At 59.6% G+C, this 19237-nt stretch carries 16 protein-coding genes; 7 read left to right on the top strand and 9 right to left on the bottom strand.

Translation table 11 applies throughout. The annotated features are described in order from the left end of the window. Positions 1 to 6: 6 nt before the first annotated feature. The 3 genes from lhgO to FHX09_RS13010 all read right to left on the bottom strand — a co-directional run bounded on the left by lhgO (position 7) and on the right by FHX09_RS13010 (position 4720). The gene (gene lhgO / locus FHX09_RS13000) at positions 7 to 1242 is read right to left on the bottom strand and encodes an L-2-hydroxyglutarate oxidase (RefSeq protein WP_184450120.1); all 1236 of its coding nucleotides are present in this window, start codon (positions 1240 to 1242) and stop codon (positions 7 to 9) included. A 128-nt stretch (positions 1243 to 1370) separates the two neighbouring features. Beyond that, the gene (locus FHX09_RS13005) at positions 1371 to 1823 is read right to left on the bottom strand and encodes an Lrp/AsnC ligand binding domain-containing protein (protein WP_184450122.1); all 453 of its coding nucleotides are present in this window, start codon (positions 1821 to 1823) and stop codon (positions 1371 to 1373) included. A 38-nt stretch (positions 1824 to 1861) separates the two neighbouring features. Next, positions 1862 to 4720 (bottom strand): FAD-binding and (Fe-S)-binding domain-containing protein, encoded by a 2859-nt coding sequence (locus FHX09_RS13010; RefSeq protein WP_184450124.1) that lies wholly within the window; start codon positions 4718 to 4720, stop codon positions 1862 to 1864. A 72-nt stretch (positions 4721 to 4792) separates the two neighbouring features. Between FHX09_RS13010 and FHX09_RS13015 the strand changes: the two genes are divergently transcribed. Both FHX09_RS13015 and FHX09_RS13020 read left to right on the top strand, forming a co-directional pair. After that, the gene (locus tag FHX09_RS13015; protein WP_184450126.1) at positions 4793 to 5692 is read left to right on the top strand and encodes a LysR family transcriptional regulator; all 900 of its coding nucleotides are present in this window, start codon (positions 4793 to 4795) and stop codon (positions 5690 to 5692) included. Between the two features lie 436 nt (positions 5693 to 6128). Next, positions 6129 to 7382 (top strand): D-amino acid dehydrogenase, encoded by a 1254-nt coding sequence (locus tag FHX09_RS13020; RefSeq protein ID WP_184450128.1) that lies wholly within the window; start codon positions 6129 to 6131, stop codon positions 7380 to 7382. Positions 7383 to 7464: 82 nt separating this feature from the next. Here the strand turns inward: FHX09_RS13020 and FHX09_RS13025 are convergent, their stop codons facing one another. From FHX09_RS13025 to FHX09_RS13035, 3 genes are read right to left on the bottom strand one after another with little or no spacing between them, the layout of a single operon-like run. Then, on the bottom strand, positions 7465 to 8106 hold the full coding sequence (locus FHX09_RS13025) for a ThuA domain-containing protein (RefSeq protein WP_007787952.1): 642 nt from the start codon (positions 8104 to 8106) through the stop codon (positions 7465 to 7467). Between the two features lie 17 nt (positions 8107 to 8123). Continuing rightward, on the bottom strand, positions 8124 to 9224 hold the full coding sequence (locus FHX09_RS13030; protein ID WP_184450130.1) for a Gfo/Idh/MocA family oxidoreductase: 1101 nt from the start codon (positions 9222 to 9224) through the stop codon (positions 8124 to 8126). Positions 9225 to 9258: 34 nt separating this feature from the next. Further along, entirely contained in the window at positions 9259 to 10458 is a 1200-nt protein-coding gene (locus FHX09_RS13035) for an ROK family transcriptional regulator (protein WP_037081455.1), read from the bottom strand. Positions 10459 to 10671: 213 nt separating this feature from the next. On the opposite strand from FHX09_RS13035, the gene FHX09_RS13040 reads away from it, so the two are divergent. The 3 genes from FHX09_RS13040 (at position 10672) to FHX09_RS13050 (ending at position 13830) form a co-directional block, all read left to right on the top strand. Then, positions 10672 to 11982, top strand: a complete 1311-nt coding sequence (locus FHX09_RS13040) for an extracellular solute-binding protein (RefSeq protein ID WP_132591359.1) — start codon at positions 10672 to 10674, stop codon at positions 11980 to 11982. 68 nt (positions 11983 to 12050) lie between these two features. Continuing rightward, positions 12051 to 12989 (top strand): sugar ABC transporter permease, encoded by a 939-nt coding sequence (locus FHX09_RS13045; RefSeq protein WP_132591361.1) that lies wholly within the window; start codon positions 12051 to 12053, stop codon positions 12987 to 12989. Next, positions 12982 to 13830 (top strand): carbohydrate ABC transporter permease, encoded by an 849-nt coding sequence (locus FHX09_RS13050; RefSeq protein ID WP_184450131.1) that lies wholly within the window; start codon positions 12982 to 12984, stop codon positions 13828 to 13830. Before FHX09_RS13045 ends, FHX09_RS13050 begins: the two co-directional genes overlap by 8 nt. 279 nt (positions 13831 to 14109) lie before the next feature. On the opposite strand, the gene FHX09_RS13055 is transcribed toward FHX09_RS13050, so the two are convergent. Both FHX09_RS13055 and FHX09_RS13060 read right to left on the bottom strand, forming a co-directional pair. Continuing rightward, positions 14110 to 15312 (bottom strand): metal transporter, encoded by a 1203-nt coding sequence (locus FHX09_RS13055; protein ID WP_132591365.1) that lies wholly within the window; start codon positions 15310 to 15312, stop codon positions 14110 to 14112. Further along, on the bottom strand, positions 15309 to 16439 hold the full coding sequence (locus FHX09_RS13060; RefSeq protein ID WP_184450133.1) for a multicopper oxidase domain-containing protein: 1131 nt from the start codon (positions 16437 to 16439) through the stop codon (positions 15309 to 15311). The genes FHX09_RS13055 and FHX09_RS13060 overlap by 4 nt, the downstream gene beginning before the upstream one ends. Positions 16440 to 16601: 162 nt before the next feature. Between FHX09_RS13060 and mntR the strand changes: the two genes are divergently transcribed. Then, complete coding sequence (gene mntR, locus FHX09_RS13065) at positions 16602 to 17063, top strand: manganese-binding transcriptional regulator MntR (RefSeq protein WP_183719597.1); 462 nt, start codon at positions 16602 to 16604, stop codon at positions 17061 to 17063. 272 nt (positions 17064 to 17335) lie between these two features. Next, positions 17336 to 17653 carry a transcriptional repressor gene (locus tag FHX09_RS13070; protein WP_246699439.1) on the top strand — a complete coding sequence of 106 codons (318 nt, stop codon included), beginning with the start codon at positions 17336 to 17338 and terminating at the stop codon, positions 17651 to 17653. Between the two features lie 188 nt (positions 17654 to 17841). On the opposite strand, the gene FHX09_RS13075 is transcribed toward FHX09_RS13070, so the two are convergent. Beyond that, positions 17842 to 19224: a DUF882 domain-containing protein gene (locus FHX09_RS13075; protein ID WP_184450135.1), complete on the bottom strand. Its 1383-nt coding sequence runs from the start codon at positions 19222 to 19224 to the stop codon at positions 17842 to 17844. Positions 19225 to 19237: the final 13 nt, after the last annotated feature.

Genomic DNA, 19237 nt, shown 5'->3' on the forward strand with positions numbered 1-19237 from the left:
GAAAGCCTAAGCCCGGGCCTCCTCACGGGCAGGCGATGCGCTAATCGTTGTGGTACCGCCTTCGAGCAGCCGATCCACGATCATGCGGCCGATCGGGATGGCCGAGGTCGCTGCGGGCGAGGGAGCGTTGCAGACATGCAGCATTCGGTCCGTCTGCTTGAAGAGGAAGTCATGCACCAGGCTTCCGTCGGCCATGACCGCCTGCGCGCGAATGCCAGCCTGTGGCTTTTGCAGGTCATCAATTGTCAGCGAGGGGCAATATTTCCGGCACTCTTTGAGGTAGCGTGCCCGCGATGCGGAATTGGCAAATTCGGAAATCGCCGAACGCCAGTTTTTCCGCGCCATTTTCCAGAAGCCGGCGAATGCAGCCATGCTGCCGACGTCCTTGAGCGCAAAGCTGCCCTTGACATAGCCTTCGCGCGCGAAGCCAAGTACGGCGTTCGGTCCAACCGTCATGCCGCCGTCAATCGTTCGCGTCAGGTGGATTCCGAGGAACGGCAAGTCTGGATCGGGGATCGGATAGATCAGGCGCTGCGTCACCTTCGCCTTGGATGCGGGCAATGCGTAGTATTCGCCGCGGAACGGCACGATCCGATGATCGATCTTCACGCCGGCCATCAAAGCAATGCGGTCGGACTGGAGGCCAGCGCAGGCAATCAGTCTGCGGGCTTCGATAGCTCCGGACGCGCTTTCGATGCGTACCCCGTTTTCGTGTTCGTGAATCGCCCTGACCGCCACGCCGCGCCTGATTTCACCGCCTTGTTCCTCGATCTTTCGTGCCATGGCATGGCACACAATCGCGTAATCGACGATGCCCGTGGAGTGAACGAGAAGGGCGCCGAGACCGGCGATATGGGGCTCGTCGGCTCTCAGTTTTGCGGTCGACAATCTGGTATAGTCGATGCCGTTGTGTCGCGCCCTGTCCTCGAGCGCCTCCATCCGCTGCATCTCCGCATCATCGGTCGCAACCAGCAACTTCCCGCAGGTTTCGAAGGCGATCCGATTTTCATTGCAAAAGCGCTTTGTCGCCTCCGCACCTTCACGGCAGAGTTTCGCCTTCAGTGAGCCTGGGGCATAATAGATCCCGGCATGGATAACACCACTGTTGTGACCCGTCTGGTGCTTGGCAAGTTCGGCCTCTTTCTCCAAGACGACGATGCTGGCGCCAGGTGTTCTTCCCTGCAGCGCCATGGCAACCGCTAAGCCGACGATGCCGCCTCCAATAATGCAATGGTCATACATGCTGCTATCCAAATCCGACGGGTCCGGCATAAAGCTAGCATTCACGCGCTTCGCCGTCTTGCGATCCTTATGGCGTAAGTCGCTCCAGAGACCTTGCGGGAGGCCGCTCCGCTTCGGGCCCTCAGCATCTATTTCTGACGCGCCGACAGCACATTGCGGATGGAGAAACTGGAATTGATACGCAGCACACCGGGCAGGACGGAGAGGATCTCCTTGTGGATCCTTTCGAAGGCACCGGCGCTCTCGACGTCGATACGCAAGAGATAATCTGAGCCGCCCGTCATCAGGAAACATTCGCGAATTTCCGGATATTTGCGGACAGCCGCTTCAAAGCGGTTCAGATACTCCTCTGTCTGGCGCTCCAGAGTGATCTGGATGATCACGGCAATGGCGTCCTCACCAAGTACATCAATAAGCGCCGTATAACCAATTATTACTCCTGCCTTTTCCATGAGTGAAATACGGCGCAGGCAAGCCGAGGCGGACAGGCCGACCTCCTTGCCAAGATCGACATTGGAGATACGCGAGTTCAGGCGCAACTGCCGGATGATTTTCCGGTCGATGGCATCAATCTCATACATTACCACCTCATCTATTCGCGCCGCGCCGCGCCGTCTTGTCACTCAGCGCCGATTGCATCGGCCATCCATCGCATAGGATGTTCGCCCCGAATAGAAGAGAATCGCTTCGTCTGGCAACGGCACGAGAAACCGGAGACCATTGCCTCCCGTTCGCCCTGCAATTGCCCCGACCAGGAAAGGTCAAATGTGTGCCTGCTGAGAGCCTGGTGCCGCTGCTGATGGCCGAACAAACCGGCCATACCGCAGCACCCGGTTGCCGCAACGTCAATCGACGCGCCGAGTGCGGCAAAAAGCTTCTTCCAGGCCGTTGCTCCGGCGCCGACGCTTTCACTGCAATGAAGGAGCAATTTAGGCGGCAGCCTTGCCGTGGCGAGTTTTGGCAGGACACGCCCGCGGGCGATCTCCTCGTTCAGGAACTCCTGGACCAACTGCAGCGGTTGGCCTGTCAGGCCAGCCTTTAGGTATTCCTGGCGGACCATCATGATGAAGGCCGGATCGACCCCTACCATCGGTCGACCACATGCCGCAACCACGTCGATCGCGGATCGCAGCTTGCGTGCCTGCCTGAAAAAGCGGGTTCTGTCGCCGAGCACGTGGGCCGCCTTTCCGCCCGGCAGCATGGAGACGAAGACAGGGCGATAGCCAAAGCCACGAAGGCCGTCCGCAAGTGCCATCGCGGCCTGGCTGTCGAAGAGGGCCGTAAACGGATCCTGCCAGACGAAGACCGTATCTTCATGCCATTGGCGCTGCGCGATCACCTCGGCGCAAAACGTCTGATACCCGCCTATGCCCACATCATTAAAGGCAATGAGGGGAAGGTCATGCAGACCCGTGACCTTCTCCATGAGCGGGTTGAACACCCTTGCAAAAACCGCCGCCAGCTTCCTGTGCCGGGCCAAAACCGGCGAGTATTCCTCCAGCAACAGCGCTACCCTATCGGCCAGCGATCGCCGGCGTTTCCGATAAAACCGCTCGAGGAAGTGCGATTTCATCTCTGGTATGTCGACCTGCACCGGACAGCTCGTGGCGCAGGCCTTGCAGCCGAGGCATCCGTCGAGTGCGGACAGGACATCGCTCTCCAGCTCTTTGGTCGCATGACCTTGCCTGTGCGCCTGGTGCCAATGCCTTAGAGCGTCGGCGCGGCCCTTCGGAGAGTGGCGCAGGTCCCGCGTCGCCTTGAACGAGGGGCACATGACATTGCTGCGCTGATAGCTCAAACACTGAGCATTGCCATTGCACTTGAAGGCAAGGCTGAGAGGATCGTTCTCGTCGGTGTTGACGCTGCGAAACGGGGTTGTCCCAATGCCCATCAGGGACCCCGGATCACCGACGAGCTTTCCCGGATTGAAACGATGCCGCGGATCGAACGCGCGTTTGACCCGGCCAAACGCATCATATGCGGCAGCACCGACGAACTCTGCCAAGTAGGCGCCACGCACGCCCTTGCCATGCTCTCCCCAGAAAATACCGCCATGCCGGCGCGTCAAGTCGAAGACGCCATCCGAGATCGCCTTCATGATGACCCGGTCTTCCTCGCGATCGATATCGAGCGCGGGACGGATATGCAGGCAGCCGACATCAACGTGCCCGTACATGCCATAGTTCAAGCCGTGTCTGTTCAGCAGCGCTGTGAAGTCCTTGACAAAGGCTGCAAGGTTTTCGACAGGCACCACGCAGTCCTCGACAAAGGCAATCGGTCGGCGCGTGCCACTGACCTTACCGAGCAAGCCAACACTTGCCGCCCTGACCTGCCAGAGTGCTGCCATTTCGATATCGTCAACCGCTACGTGGCTTGCGATTGCGCCGGCAAGCGTCAGCGCGCGCTCCCGCAGGGCTTCGACCCGCCCCATCAGATCTGCCTCGTCGTCCCCGACGAACTCGACGAAATTGTAGGCGATCGGCTGACCGTCGCGAGCCCGCAGGCTGGCAGGCAGTGCTTGCAGAATTCCGGCCTTGTCGGCCAGACCCTGTACCCATTCGTCCATGACTTCAATTGCCAACGGATCATGCGCGAGGAGGGCGCTACCAGCATCCAGTGCCGCAGCGAATGTCTTAAAGCCGATGACAACCAATCGCTTGAATTTTGGCTTGCGCAACAGGCGCAAGCGCACCCGTGTGACGAGGCCGAGCGTACCCTCCGCACCGATCGGCAGGCGCCACCATTCGAGGTCGCCTTTAGGCGGCTTCGCCCGTTCGAGATCATAGCCCGTAAACCTGCGCGAAAGTGCCGGGACCCGGCCAAGCAGAGCATCGCGACCCGACCTACATGCCGCTTCAATCTCCAAGAGCATTGTCTTTGCCCAATCAGGTGTCGGCGCATCACTGTCCAGTGTTCGGCCGCCATCGAGGACGATCTCCATTCCAAGCACGTTGTCGCTGGTCTTGCCGTAGCGCCTCGACCCTTTTCCGGATGCATCCGTGCTCACCATGCCGCCGATCGTACAGCGGCTTGCCGTCGAGGTCGTGGGCGCGAAGAACAGACCAGTTCCCACCAATTGGGCGTTCAACTCGTCGAGAACGATGCCCGGTTCAACCTCCACCCACTGCTCCTCAACGTTCACGTTAAGGAGGCGGTTCATGTATTTTTGAAAATCGACGATGATGCCGGCGTTCAGGCTCTGGCCGTTGGTGCCGGTGCCTCCTCCGCGTGCTGTTACCGGAACATCACACAGATCCTCGGCTTCAAGGACGCGCATCAACCGTTGAACATCCTCGGCATCGCGCGGAGCAACGACGATATCCGGCATCATGGTGTAAATGCTGTTGTCCGTGGACATGGCCGCGAGCAGTGCGGCATCGGCGGCGGTGTCGCCCCGAAATCCTGCGTCAGAAAGTAATGCAGGAAGCCGTTGAAGAGCAACACGATAGGAAATTTTCCTTATAGTCTGGTTCAGCATCGCGGTAGGTCCGGAGAAATCGAGGGATCCTGCATTGAACCACAAACAAGCAGTTCGTATAATTAGAAAGATATGAAAGTTTTTTCGGAAAATACGAATATAGGCCTTCGCCATCTTCGCGCAGCGCTAACGGTGATGGAGGAGGGATCCTTCAGCCGGGCAGCGCAACGGCTTGGCGTCGTGCCCTCGGCCCTGACCGAGACGATCCGGATGCTTGAGCTGGAGTGCGGGACGGCGATCTTCGACCGAAAGACGCGCCCTGTGAGAGCAACAGAAGCTGGCCAGGCGTTCCTGGAGGGCGCGCGCGATCTTCTCGATCGTTTCGAGCTTTCGCTGACCAACCTCAGACAGGTCGGCGGTCTCAAACGTGGCCGTGTGGCAATTGGCGCCGCACCGTCGGCCGTCCTGGCCCCACTATCGGAGGCGATTAGGACGTTTCGCATCGACCATCCGGGCATTGACATTATCGTCCATGATGACGTGGCCGAACGGCTGGCGGGCATGGTGGTGAACAGAACGCTTGATTTCGCGCTGGCTGGACCGGGCTTTGAATCGGCCGAATTGGAGGGAAGAAAGATCAGCGAGGACCCGTTTGGTCTCGTCTGCCACAGAGATCATCAGCTTGCACGGTCGTCGCGTCCGGTTATCTTGGCCGATATCAATCCGGAAGATGTGATCGCGCTCGACGGACAGGCCGGCATTGCAAGGATGCTTGCCGATTGCCCCGAATTGCCGCCGAGCCTGACGATCGGCCGTATCCAAACGTTCAGCACCATTGCGCAGTTGACCTTGATCAGCCGCAACGCCGGCGTGGCGCTGTTGCCACAGCAGGCAGCGAAGGTCATCCAGAGCAATGAAATTGTCTTTCGCGCGATTGCCGATTTTCGGCTCGTCCGCTCGCTCTATCTGTTGACCCGCAGCCGCTCTAGTCTGCCGCCAGCCGCAGAGCGCTTCATCAGCTATCTGCTGTAATCGATCCCCGCACGAAACGTTCAATGGCTTGAAGAAAATTGCAAGAACGCAGCCGCAATTGTTTGTTTCCATGAAGAATTGAGCGAAAAATTCGTTCACTGGCCGATATCCTTGCCGCGTGCAATTTTGGGCCGGTTCATGAACAGCAACACCGTCAATGTTACGCTCGCCACCGACGACGGATGCGGCGTTCTTTCAATCGACCTTGGCGCCGTCGAGAGGGGCTGTTGCCGAGCATGGGACGCGTGTCGATGGCAGCATAGCAATCGGCATCAATGTGCTGGCGGAAAAGGCAAACTGTTCTCAGTACACCGGTGATACTTGGCAAACATCAAAGTTTGGCGATGATGGCTGAAGACACCGATACCATCTCCTTCAAAAACTCCCACCCATTTGGGCCATCGTTACATCTGATCTGACTTTTCTGGGGTTCACTATGAAGATCACCGTGCTTGGTGCCGGCGTCATCGGCATTACCACTGCCTACTATCTGGCGAAATCGGGACACGAGGTAACAGTGTTGGAGCGCCAGGGCGGACCGGCTCTGGAGACCAGCTACGCCAATGCCGGTGAGATCTCGCCCGGTTATGCATCGCCCTGGGCAGCGCCCGGAATTCCTCAGAAGGCCGTCAAATGGCTTTTCATGAAGCATGCGCCGTTGATCATACGTCCAACATTCGACCCAGCCACCTGGGCCTGGGTGACGGCAATGCTGCGCAACTGCACTTCAGCGCGCTACGCCATCAACAAGAGCCGGATGGTCCGTCTTGCCGAATACAGTCGCGATTGCCTGATCGAGCTCCGTGGCGAGACCGGCATCCCCTACGACGAGCGGATGCAAGGGACACTACAGCTCTTTCGCACGCAAAAGCAGCTCGATTCGATCACCAAGGACATCGAGGTTCTCACTAAAGACGGCGTGCCGTTCCAGGTACTCGATCCGGCTGGATGCGTCGCGGCCGAGCCGGGACTGGCGCCGGTGAAGCATAAGATCGTCGGCGGTTTGCGTCTGCCCAACGATGAAACGGGCGACTGTTTCAAATTTACAAATGAACTCGCAAAGCGTGCAAAGGCATTGGGCGTGCGCTTCATCTACGGCGCAGACGTCCACAAGCTGCGCATCGAGAACAACCGGATCAGGGCAGTGGAAACCTCGCACGGCGCGTTTGACAGCGACGTCTTCGTGGCCGCCTTTGGCAGTTTCACGCCAATCTTGTTGAAGCCGCTCGGACTGAAGGTTCCGATATACCCGGTGAAGGGATACTCAATCACGGTTCCGATCGTCGACGAGAGCCGGGCGCCTGTTTCGACGATCATGGACGAAACCTTCAAGATTGCCATCACCCGTCTCGGTGATCGGATCCGTGTAGGAGGCATGGCCGAAATCGCCCGTTTCAACAAGGACTTGCCGCCGACTCGTAAGGAAACACTTGCACATTCAGTTGAGGATCTGTTCGGTGGAGCAGGGGATCAGAGCAAGGCGCAGTTCTGGTGCGGCCTGCGCCCGATGACACCCGATGGAACGCCAATCATCGGCAAAACGGCCTACGACAACCTCTACCTGAATTCCGGGCATGGCACGCTTGGCTGGACGATGGCCTGCGGCTCCGGCCGTGTGCTGACGGATCTTATCAACAGGGCAAAACCGCAAATATCGACCGAGGGACTGGGTCTCGGCCGCTATGGCTGACCTATGCCCGGAATTCGTACGCGATCTTGATAAAATGCCGGCGCTACAGAATATGGCGCCGGCATTTTTATGAACTGGCCGCTCAGCGTGCTGCCCAGTTCGCACCGCGTCGGAAAATCGTCTTCATCTCAGGCACCGAGAATTCCTTGGCCTGATGGCCAAGCGAGGAATAAAAGACACGTCCCTTGCCGTATTTGCGCTTCCAGGCGACGGGCATCACCACGCCGTCGATCCAGTAGGCGTGGTCGCCGGTGAACCTCGTCGTCGCCAGCACCTCGTTCGAAGGATCGACATGCATGTAGTACTGCTCGGAGGTGTAGGGGAAGTCGCTGATGCCCTCCATGACAGGATCGTCGGGCCGGGTGATGTTGACCGTGTAGTCGATGATATTGCCGGGATGTGCGACCCACTGGCCGCCGATGATGAACTGGTATTCGACGCATTCACGGAAGCTGTCGCCAGCGCCGCCATGGTAGCCGGCAATGCCGACGCCACCCTCGATCGCAGCCGCAAGGTTCTTGATCTCTTCCTTTTCGATCTTCGACATCGTCACGATCGGCACAACGAGGCTGAGATCATGGACAGAGGGGTCTGCAAAGGCCTCGGTCGTGTGCTCGACGTAGACCTTGAACCCATCCTCCTCCAGCATGTCCTTGATAATTGCGGCGCATTCCTGCGGCTCGTGGCCACTCCATCCGCCCCAGACGATCAGTGCTTCACGCATACTCTTCCTCCTGATGATTACTTGGCCAAGCGCCCGTCGACGAGCGACTGGGACAGCGGCATGGGCCGCTCGGTTTGAGTGGTGATGGCGACCGTGCGTCCGCTCTTAGAGGCCGTGTGGAAGGCTTCCATCACCTCAAGGACATGCAGAGCCAGATCGCCGTTGGCACGATGCGGCCGGTTCGAGCGGATGGCGTGGGCGAGATCCGCGACACCGATCGAGCGATAGTTGCCGTCGCCATATGGTGCTGTCAGTGGCTGTTGCTCAAATGCCCCACCCTTCTTCAGCAGTTCCACGTCACCGCCGAAGTGGTTGGGATCAGGCACAATCAGCGTGCCTTCGGTCCCGTAAATTTCGAGCGGCACGTGCTTGTGGCCGGCGACGTCGAAGCTCATGCTGATCTGTACGACCGCGCCATTGGCGAAGGCCATGAGACCGGCGACATGGGTGGGAACATGCACCGGAATATGCTCGCCGTTTCTCGGTTCGCTGGTGATGACGCGCTCTTTGCGCGGCGTGACCGCAAAGCCGGCCACTTGTGCGACCGGTCCGAAAAGATTGACGAGATCTGTGATGTAATAGGGCCCCATGTCGAGCATCGGTCCGCCGCCGACCTCGTAATAAAAGGCCGGATTTGGATGCCAGCGCTCGTGGCCCGGGCACATGAAGGTCGCCGTTCCGCCGACCGGTTGGCCAATGACGCCTTGATCGATGAGTGTGCGTGCGGTCTGGTGTCCGCCGCCAAGAAAGGTGTCGGGCGCAGCACCGATGCGCAAACCCTTGGCTTTTGCGGCCTCCGCAAGTCGTTTGCCTTCCGCGAAGTTGATACCAAGCGGCTTTTCCGAATAGGCGTGCTTACCCGCCTCAAGCGCCTGCAGACCAACCGCGACATGTGCCTTGGGTACCGTCAGATTGACGATGATCTCGACCTTCGGGTCGGCAAACAGTTCATCGATCTTTTTTGCGGGCACGTCGAACTCGGCGGCCTTTGCCACAGCCATATCGTGGTTGAGGTCAGCCACGGCGCGGACGTCAAGGATAGGAAAGGACGCCATCGCCTTCAGATAGGCGCCGGAGATGTTGCCGCACCCAATGATGCCGATACCGACTCGTTCCATGATTTCCTCCCGTTGGATGTCGTGAATTTGCAGCTTAGAGCGCCGGACCGGTGGTGTTCCACGGCGACTCGTAGAGTTCGTAAAGCGCCACAGCGGCGGCCCCTTGCGCCCAGAAGTCGTCGGTCGAATCGTCGAAGACGAGTTCGGCAACACCCTTCAGAGACGGCGGAACGGCGAGCGCATAGGCGTTTCGCAGGCTGTCGAGAAACGGCTCCCCGAGTGCGAGGCTGGAGCCGACAAGGATAACCCGCGGCGGCGCAAACAAGGTAACGATATTGGCGATTGCCACACCGACGGCTTCGCCGGCGCGGATTGCGGCGTTGATCAAGGTGTTGTCTTCGGCCTTGATAAGCGCCTGGGCATGCGTCATTCCCCGTCCAAGCCGGATGGCCTCGGCGAACCGGCCGCTGGCCGGTTGCTCACCGAGAATCTCGCTTTCGCCGGCCTGGCTCGACAGTCGCACGATGCCGCGCGGCCCCATGCCGAGCACCAAATCGCCAAGATTGTGGCTGAGGCCGCCGGCGCCACGAAAAAGCTGATTGTCGTGGAGCACGCCCAGTCCGAGTGTTTGCTCCAGGGAGATCAGTACCATGTCCTCCAGATCGCGCGCCTTGCCAAACCAGTGGTGGGCAAGGGTGATCGCATGTGCATCGCTTTCCACGATGGTCGAGGTATTGAGCCGGGCAGTCATTTCGCTGGCAAAGTCGACATTCATGTCGCGAAAGATCGGGCTACTGCGGACATGGCCGGTGCGGTGCTCGATCACACCGGGAAGACCAAGGCAAACAGTATCGACATCCTCGAGCGATAGGCCGGCATCGACCACGCAGCGGCGCACACCATCCTCGACGAGGTCGGCGATGACCCCGATCGGCTGACGATCGATGCGAATGGGAAGAGTGAGTTTCGACAGCACGTCTCCGCGAAAATCAGTCACGACGAAAACGAGGCGGTTGGCCGCAATCTTCGCGCCAACCACTCTTGCTGCATCCGGATTGAGTTCGAGCATGACGCGCGGTCTGCCGCGGGCCGCCTCGTTGCGAATATCCCCCTCGTGGCGCGGCAGGATGAGACCGTCATCGAGCAGCGAGGCGGTGATCGCTGACACCGTCGTCGTTGACAACTGGGTTCGCTCGCTGATCTCGACACGCGATATCGGGCCGTGACGGCGGATCGTATCCAGCACGTTCAAGCGGTTGATCGCGCGCATCAATTCGGGATCTGCGGTCTTCATGTGGTCTTGCCGGCTCTTCAGTATCCCGCAAGGCGCGGGGCTTATGTTTTCAACGGTATGCGAATTAAATAGCGCGTTGGCGACCCTACCTGTCAAGGCAAATCTGCCAATTTCAGCCGGGGGAGTTGACATTCGCCAAAACCTCCCGATGATTTAATCCGCATAAGGGAAAAATTGAAGAGGACGATTTTTGCCCTTACTAGAGGAGAAATCATGTTTGACCATATGAAGGCAAAGGCCTTGCTTCGCAGCCGTTTCATTGCCCGCTCGGCGGCCACTGGGCTGGCGCTCCTGATTGCTGCGGGAAGTGCCGCAGCCGACACGACCGTCAAGTGGCTGCATCTTGAAATCGACCCGAACTATCTGGCGGTTTGGAAAAAGATCGCTGAAAAATACGAGGCTGAGCATCCTGGCGTAAAGATTGAGATGCAGTTTCTGGAAAACGAAGCCTTCAAGGCGAAGCTTCCGACGCTGCTGCAATCGAGCGATGCCCCGGATCTATTTTTCAGTTGGGGCGGCGGCGTGCTGAAGCAGCAGCTTGCCACCGGTACACTGATGGACTTGACCGAAGCCATGAAGGCCAAGGATGGCGCCTGGCTGAAGAGCTATAATCCGGCATCGATCAACGGCCTGAGCTTCGAGGGCAAGATCGGTGCAGTTCCCTACAAGATGGGCACGGTTTCCTTCTTCTATAACAAGCAGATGTTTGCAAAGGCGGGCGTCGACGCAGCGTCCATCAAGTCGTGGGACGATTATCTCGCTGCCGTCAAAAAGCTCAAGGATGCCGGCATCGTGCCGATTGCAGGTGGCGGCGGCGAAAAATGGCCGATCCATTTCTACTGGAGCTACCTGGTCATGCGCGACGGTGGCCAGAAGGTCTTCGATGCGGCCAAGAACGGGCAGGGCGAAGGCTTCAACGATCCGGCCATCATCAAGGCGGGCGAACAACTTGCTGAACTCGGCAAGCTCGAGCCGTTCCAGCCGGGCTACCTCGGTGCGACCTGGCCGCAGGCGCTTGGCGTCTTCGGTGACGGCAAGGCCGCGATGATCCTCGGTTTCGAAAACACCGCTGCCAACCAACGCACCAATTCCGGCGACGCAAAGGGCCTCGATCCCGACAATATCGGCCGCTTCGCGTTCCCTGCCGTCTCCGGCGGTTCTGGTGCTATAACCGACACGCTTGGCGGCTTGAACGGCTGGGCGGTCACGAAGAAGGCTCCACCCGAAACGCTTGATTTTCTTGCCTATCTGACAAACGCCGAAAACGAGCGCGAAATGGCCAAGGCCGGCATGCTCATCCCGGTCGCCGTCGGCGCTGAGGACGGAGTGACCAATCCGTTGATGCATCAAGCCGCCGAACAGCTCGCACATTCGACGTGGCACCAGAACTTCTTCGATCAGGATCTCGGCCCGTCCGTTGGCCGTGTGGTCAACGATGTCTCCGTTGCCATCGTATCTGGCCAGATGAGCCCTGCCGATGGCGCTCAGCAGATCCAGGAAGCCTTCGAGCAGGATCAACTCTGACCAAGACTATCTCGGCGCGGAGCAAGTATCCGCGCCGCCCTCAATCTGAATCAAGGGGATCGGCCTCCATGACCACCATCAGCGCGACAAGCCTCGTCCGTGCGCGCCCGACTGTCAGGTCGTCGGCGCGCAGCAAGGACCCCAGCCTGGCGCGGCGCCTGCCGGTCCTGCTTCTGTTCCTGCCGCCAGCACTGCTGCTGTTTACGATCTTCGTCATCCTGCCGATGGGGGAGGCGGCCTGGTACAGCCTTTACAAGTGGGATGGTTACGGTCTGCCGACGCAGTTCGTCGGAATGCGAAATTTCGAGGTGCTATTCAAGAATAGCGCCTTCCTGACGGCGTTGAAGAACAATGCCCTGATCATCGTTATTTCGATCCTGATCCAGATACCGCTCGCCATCTGGCTGGCGATGATGCTGGCCCACCGGATCGCCGGCGTGGTTCTCTTCCGCTTGATCTTCTTCCTGCCCTACGTCCTGGCTGAGGTGGCAGCGGGCCTCATCTGGCGCTTCGTCTATGACGGCGACTATGGCTTGTTTGCCTCCGCTGCCCACCTCATCGGCGTCGAGACCCCCTATGTCCTGGCCGACAAGGACCTGGCGATTTATGCAGTGCTGGCGGTCGTCGTCTGGAAGTACTTCGGCTTCCACATGATGCTCTTCATCGCAGGGCTGCAGTCGCTTGACAAGAGCGTGCTGGAGGCTGCCGAAATCGACGGCGCGAGCGGCTGGCAGCGGTTCCGCTATATCACACTGCCGCTTCTTGGCTCGACCGTCCGCCTGTCCGTCTTCTTCGCAGTCGTCGGCTCGCTGCAGCTCTTCGACCTCATCATGCCGCTGACGGGCGGCGGGCCGTTCAACGCAACGCAGACCATGGTCACCTTCCTGTTCAACTTCGGCGTCACGCGCATGCAGGTCGGCCTCGGCAGTGCCGTCGGCGTCGTCCTGTTCGTGATCTGCGTGACGCTTGCCTTCGGTTACAAACGGATATTCATGCGCAATGACTGACATGGCCTCAACAGCCCGGATTGCGACCAGCACAAAGATCTACCTCTACGTCTCGCTGACGATCATCGCCGCGATCGTGTTGGTGCCGCTGCTGACGACAGCGCTTGGCGGCTTCAAGGATCTCGGCGACCTGCGCACCAACCCCTTCGGGTTGCCTGTCGCATGGCATCCGGAGAACTACACCGACATTCTCTTCGGGGATCGCTACTGGCGGCAGATGATGAATTCGCTGATCATCGCGACATTGACTGTCTGTCTGACCGTTTCGGTCTCAGCCATGGCTGCCTTCACCTTCGCGCACGTAAAGTTCTTCGGCGCCGGCTTCCTGCTCAACTATTTCCTGATTGGCCTGATGTTCCCGGCTGCGACTGCCATCCTGCCCCTCTTCATCCGGATCCGTGACCTTGGCTTGTTGAATTCATACTGGGGTGTTGTCCTGCCGCAGGTCTCCTTCGGCCTCGGCATGAGCATTCTCCTGTTCCGGAACTATTTTCGCAACCTTCCGGAAGAATTGTTCCAGGCCGCCATCGTCGACGGATGTGGCTACATCCGGTTTTTCTGGCACATCTCGCTGCCCCTCTCGCGGCCGATCATCGCAACCGTCAGCATCATCTCCTTCGTCGGCAGCTGGAACAGCTACATCCTGCCGCTGATCATGCTGAACTCGGAAACGATGTATCCCTGGCCGCTCGGCATTATGGTGTATCGCGGCGAGTTTGGTACCGCCTGGCAGCTGGTGCTCGCCTTCATCACCTTGACGATCATGCCGACCATCATCGTCTTCTTCCTGGCGCAGAAGCATATCATCGCCGGCTTGACCGCGGGCGCAGTCAAGTCCTGATCCGAACCCTTCAAACTGGACCGTTTTTGGTTAGAGTTTTCCGGTTATTTTTCCTCGCCGGGAAACGAACGGAAGACGCGATCGAAGCACATCAATCCAGGTCCGAGGGCGGTCCTTGCTGCGATCAAGGTGCATCAAGCATGATCTCTTGCCGTGGATGATCATGCGTCGGAGACAGATCCTGCTTGCCTCCGTCGAGTCTTGGCGCGCAACCACCCCTAGCCAGGCAAAGACATCACGCGCCTTTGAGAAGCGTGCTGCAGTTGTTGGCGGTTGGCGTCAGATCTTGACGAGCATGGCGGTCACATACATGAACGCCAGTCCGGCCGCGATGCCGCCGAACGCTGTAGGGCTGAGGACCTGCGCGTAGTCCCCACGGTTGCCGTTCCTTGCGAGCAACGCCGTGACTTCGACGATAACCTGCGCGATAGCGCCGGCGCCAATCGCCAGGGCGATTGCGGTCCAGTGCGGGGCGACGGCCAAGCTGCCGAGCCAGATGCCGAGAACAGCAGGACCGCCGGCCAGCAGCGTCAGGCCCACAAAGTGAACGAGCTTTGGCCGGATCTTCAGGATAGGAACGGCGATGCCGATGCCCTCGGTGATATTGTGGAGGGCGAAACCGAGCACCAGGAACGTTCCGAGTCCCGCCGCGCCGGCCGCGAAAGCCGCGCCAATGGCGAGACCTTCGCCGAAATTGTGCAGTCCGATACCGAGGGCGATATAAGTCGCGAGCGCGAGGCCCGTCGGAGAGCCGTGGCGACGGCCGACCGCGACCAGCGCCAGGAAACTTGATGCCGCAACCAGGACGACCATGACGCTTCCCTGGAAGATCGCAGCCGACCGGTTCGCAAATTCCAGCGCCTCGATCATCGTGTCGACAAGCAGGAAGGCGAGCAGCCCGACCGTCATGGCCAGCAGAAAGGTCATCGTGCCACGGCCGGCGCCACGAAGCGCCGGGTAGCAAAGCAATCCGATCGCGACGGGCAGGATTCCGACGAAGGCACCAAGGACGGCTTGAGACACCAACGCGCCTTGGCTGGCCTTGGGCGTCGGGACGGCAACCGGGATCTCATGATCGAAGGTGGCGCCCGTGTTGGTGACGAACGTGACCTTGTGCGCTTCGCCGAGAACCCAAGGGAAGGGGAGCGCCACCCAGGCCGTGTCGCCGCGGGAGATCGTTCCGGCAGGTTGCTGCTTGAACTGCCAGTAGGCAGCGTCGACCTGTACCTGCGCGATCGTCATCGGCTCCGATCCGCCGGCGCGGACGAGCATCCGCAAGCCGTCCTGATCGAGCACGGTGCGCTCGACGCTCAGATTTTCGACCGGCGGTGCGCCGTTGTTGAAGCCTCGCAGCGGGTCGCTCTGCAACAGCCATAGCACTGCGGCGGCCAACACGACCAACGGTAAAAGAAGCCACAGAAGATGCTGGCGGCTCGGCGCGACCGTGGAGACGGGCAGGAAGTTGCGCGGGGTCTCATTCATGACAGCGTCTCCACAACATCAAACATGCCCATCCAGCCGAGCTCGGTGAATTCGGATTGGTGGGCGTGGAACATGTAAAGCCCGGCTTCATGCTCCTTGAAGGTGAACTCCAGGATGCCGCGCTGGGCCTGGCATTGCGTGATGAGGTCGACCGTCCGCAGCGTCGGCGTCAGCGTCGTTCCCGTGTCGTAGTAGTCGAAGAAGTTCCCATGGAGATGGAACGAGTTGATCGGGTCGAACTCCGTGATGTTCACCAGATAGATGCGCACCGGGCGGCCTTTTTCGATCCTGATCGGCTCCTTGGCGTAGCAATGGGCGATGGTGTTGCAGGCATAGAACTCGTTCTCGCCGTCGAAATTGGTGTCGAAGGCGTTCATGACCATCGCCAGTTCCTGCCATTCGGCATTTTCCGGCGAGCCATGCAGGCGGGACTTCGCCACCTCGGCGTTGTCGGAGTGCAGCGTTGGATCGGGATCGATCACGAAGAGGCCGTACATGCCCTTGTGGATGTGCCGGGCAAGCGGCAGGGCGTGGCAGTGATAGAGGTGACAGCCGAAGGGCTTGGCGTCGAACTCGTAGACGAACTCCTCGCCAGGGCCGATGACGCCGGCTCCAGGGACGCCGTCCATACGTGACGAGTGGATGCCGTGGAAATGCAAGGAATGAGGATGCGAGCCGTTATTGATGAGCTTGATGCTCAGCCGCTCCCCCTCGCTCGCCCGAAGGGCGGGACCGGGGACGCGGCCGTTATAGGTCCAGGCGGGAAACATGACGCCGGGTGCGATTTCGATTTCCTTTTCTTCGACGGTGATTTCGAAGCGGCGCAGCTTGCGCCCATCGGGCAGATCGCTCAATTCGCCCGTATACCAGTCGGTAAGCATGCTCGTCGGATCGAACCCGTTGCGGGCATTGTCGACATTTCCAACGGTGATCATCGCGCCGTGCGCGGAATGGTGGGCAGGAGCAATGTCGCCGCTCTTCATGGCGGACACCGCGGCACCATGATCGCCGGAATGGGCCTGTTGAGCCGCCGTGTTGACGGTGCAGATGCTCGTGGCACCGAGTGTTGCGATCCCGCCTCCGAGGAGGCTTCTCCTGCTCAAGGCCGTCTGTGCCCACTTCGACATTTTAGAAGAAGCTCCAATTAGCAATTTAAATGAAATAAAGCATTATAACAGGAATATAGCAAGAGCTATATTTCCCGGCCCGCAGGCAAATGAAGATTGGAAATATAGCCGTTGCTATGTTAGCGTAATGCTCGAGAAAAATTATGAGCAGGCGGAATTGAATTGAACGAGAAGCTTCGTCAGTCGATCGAAATTGAGACTGCGCTTGTCGCAGCCGACACCCAGATGGAAAGCTTCCGGCAGGCGCGGAACAACCGCCGCAGCGAACTCGTGGAAGATTACGTCGAGCTCATCGCCGACCTTCTCGCCGACTGCGGCGAGGCGCGGCAGGTGGATATTGCCCAGCGCCTGGGCGTTGCGCAGCCGACGGTCGCCAAGATGCTGAAGCGGCTGATTGCGGAAGGTTATATCCAGCAGCGCCCGTATCGGGGTGTTTTCCTGACGGGTACCGGCAAGGAATTGGCGCGCGTCAGTCGCGAGAGGCATCAGATCGTGGAATTGTTTCTCTGCTCTATCGGCGTCAGCATAGAGACGGCGCGGATGGATGCGGAGGGTATTGAGCATCACGTCAGTCCTGAAACTTTGGAGGCCATGAAGCGGTTCACGCCCAAGCGACACCTGTAAAGCGATCCCTCAGATGATCGCCGTTTAATTTCCGAGGTCTCTGCGCCCAGCATACGCACAGCAAGCAAGCAGAAAACGGGAGCCTTGGGTGCCCGGGCGCGGCTGGTGGCCGCTAAAGTATTGACTGCGTTGATCATTGCGGACCCCAACGCAAAGTGCATCATGGACTTCGTGGTGTGAGAATGGACGATCTGTCGCTAGCCGAACTCGAGAACCGATGCCAGCAGGGCGGACTGCGAGTGACCGCGAACTTGCGCGAAATCCTCGAAGCGTTGATCACCCGACCGGATCACCGGGATGTCGGTTCGCTGCATGAACGCCTGTGGGCACGAGGGAGGCGCGTGTCCCTGGCGACCCTCTACAGGAATTTGGGCCATCTGGTCGCGGCTGGCGTCGTTGCCGAGCAACATTTTGGATCGGGAAAAGCGCGATACGAAGTCGCCACGCCCCACGACCATCTCATCGACATTTCGACCGGCAAGATCATTGAGTTTTCCGAACCTCGCCTCAATGCTCTTGAAGAAAATAGCCGCGCAGATGGGATATCGAGTCGTTCGAAGGCGACTAGAGCTTTATGCGGTGCCGCTTGACGAGAGATCTTGAACATGGCGGCAACGCAAGTCGTTGGCGGCCGACAGGTGCACCTGCTTCCGGCCAAAACGTCCGAGGAGCGAGGCGCCAGGTCGCGGGATTCCTACCGCTCACTCGGGCCACGGTGATGGCCGTTGCTACCGAATAGCGGAAAATTGAGATAACGCTGCCGTTCGAGAGGTTGCGGTCAGCCCTTTGGGGGCGACGCAAACCGGTTGGTATCGAACTGGTCTGTGGCGGCGACAGGAATGATTGCCCCATCGGATGCCGCGGCATCCGGGTAATGCTGAACCGTGCGGCGGGACACGCGAGGCGCTCTCATTCCAATCATCTCGCCAGGAGTATGCAGCGCCCATTTCATCAGCGCCGCGCCTGAGGTCGATCCGAACGAACCTGTGTATTCCCAGGAAGCAGTCATTGGCAGGGAAGCGATCACGTCCGCCCCCTTCTGCAAGGCCTCGCGCACGGCAGCGAAAGGTTCGAAGCCGGAATAGGTCGGCAATGCAGATGTCCGTCTATCCGGAGGCGCGTCGATCGGGCCGATCGATGCAGTCTCCAGCTTGGCATCGATACCCGCGTCGCCGCCCCGAGCGGTCGGCCGCATCGCCGGTATCGGAATCGGTCGTGATGAAAGATCCACGGGGGACCGTTCGTCGTCCCGCCCGAACGCGTCGGCCTGCAGGGCCAGCCCATTCAATGCGCGGCTCCGAGGCGTGGGCAGGAGCGCTGTCACGAGGCTTCTGTCCGCGGAGTCGCGGCTCGACGTGGCTGCCGCGCCTGCGTCGTCGTCTTCTTCTCCGGTAGTGCTGGCGATCTGGATGGAGGCGTGGCCGACGCGCTTCTTGTAGTTCGCAACTGCCTGGTTATATCCCGGCAGTGGGCGGCCATCCGCTGGAAGATGCATCGTCTGCCCGCTCGGGAATATTCGAACGAGTTCTTGCCGAGACATCCGGGGCCAAGCCCGGACGTTGCCGACGTCGAGATGCACGAAGGGCGAACCCGAGGTTGGGTAGTATCCGACACCGCCGACCTGCATCTGCATTGCAAGGGCACGCAGCGTCGAAAGCTTCACGCCGGGAACGTAAAAGTCCATGGCCTTGCCAAGCATGTGCTGGCTCTTCTTGGCGACACCGGTCGTGCGCGAGCGGTTGCGGAGCATGTTGTTGGTTGCCGGAGAACGGTAGGCGGAGACGATGTGGATATAGTCCTTCGCGCCGCTGCGCTTGTACACCTCCCAGACCAGGTCAAGCAGCTGCGGATCCATCCGGGTTGGTTCGTTCCTTCGCCAGTCGCGCAGGAACCGATTTATCTGAGACAGGCCCTTTGGGTCGAACCTTCCGTCGCGCTTATAGATAATCGTGGCCTTCTCGCCCGTATGGGTGAAGAACAGCTTCAGCGCACGATCTTCCGCGGAGGCTAATGATGCAGAGCCGGCTAGCGCAGGCAGCGCGAACAGAGCCGGCAGGATGGTCTGTGCGACGAGCCGTTCTACACGCGACAGCAGTGCCGCAACCCCGCCGCCCAAGGTTCCACCCGAGAATCCTTTCACTGGATACTTCGACACGATCAATCCCGTCCCACAC

It is taken from the genome of Rhizobium sp. BK538 (genome assembly GCF_014197575.1).
Classification (GTDB): Bacteria; Pseudomonadota; Alphaproteobacteria; order Rhizobiales; family Rhizobiaceae; genus Rhizobium.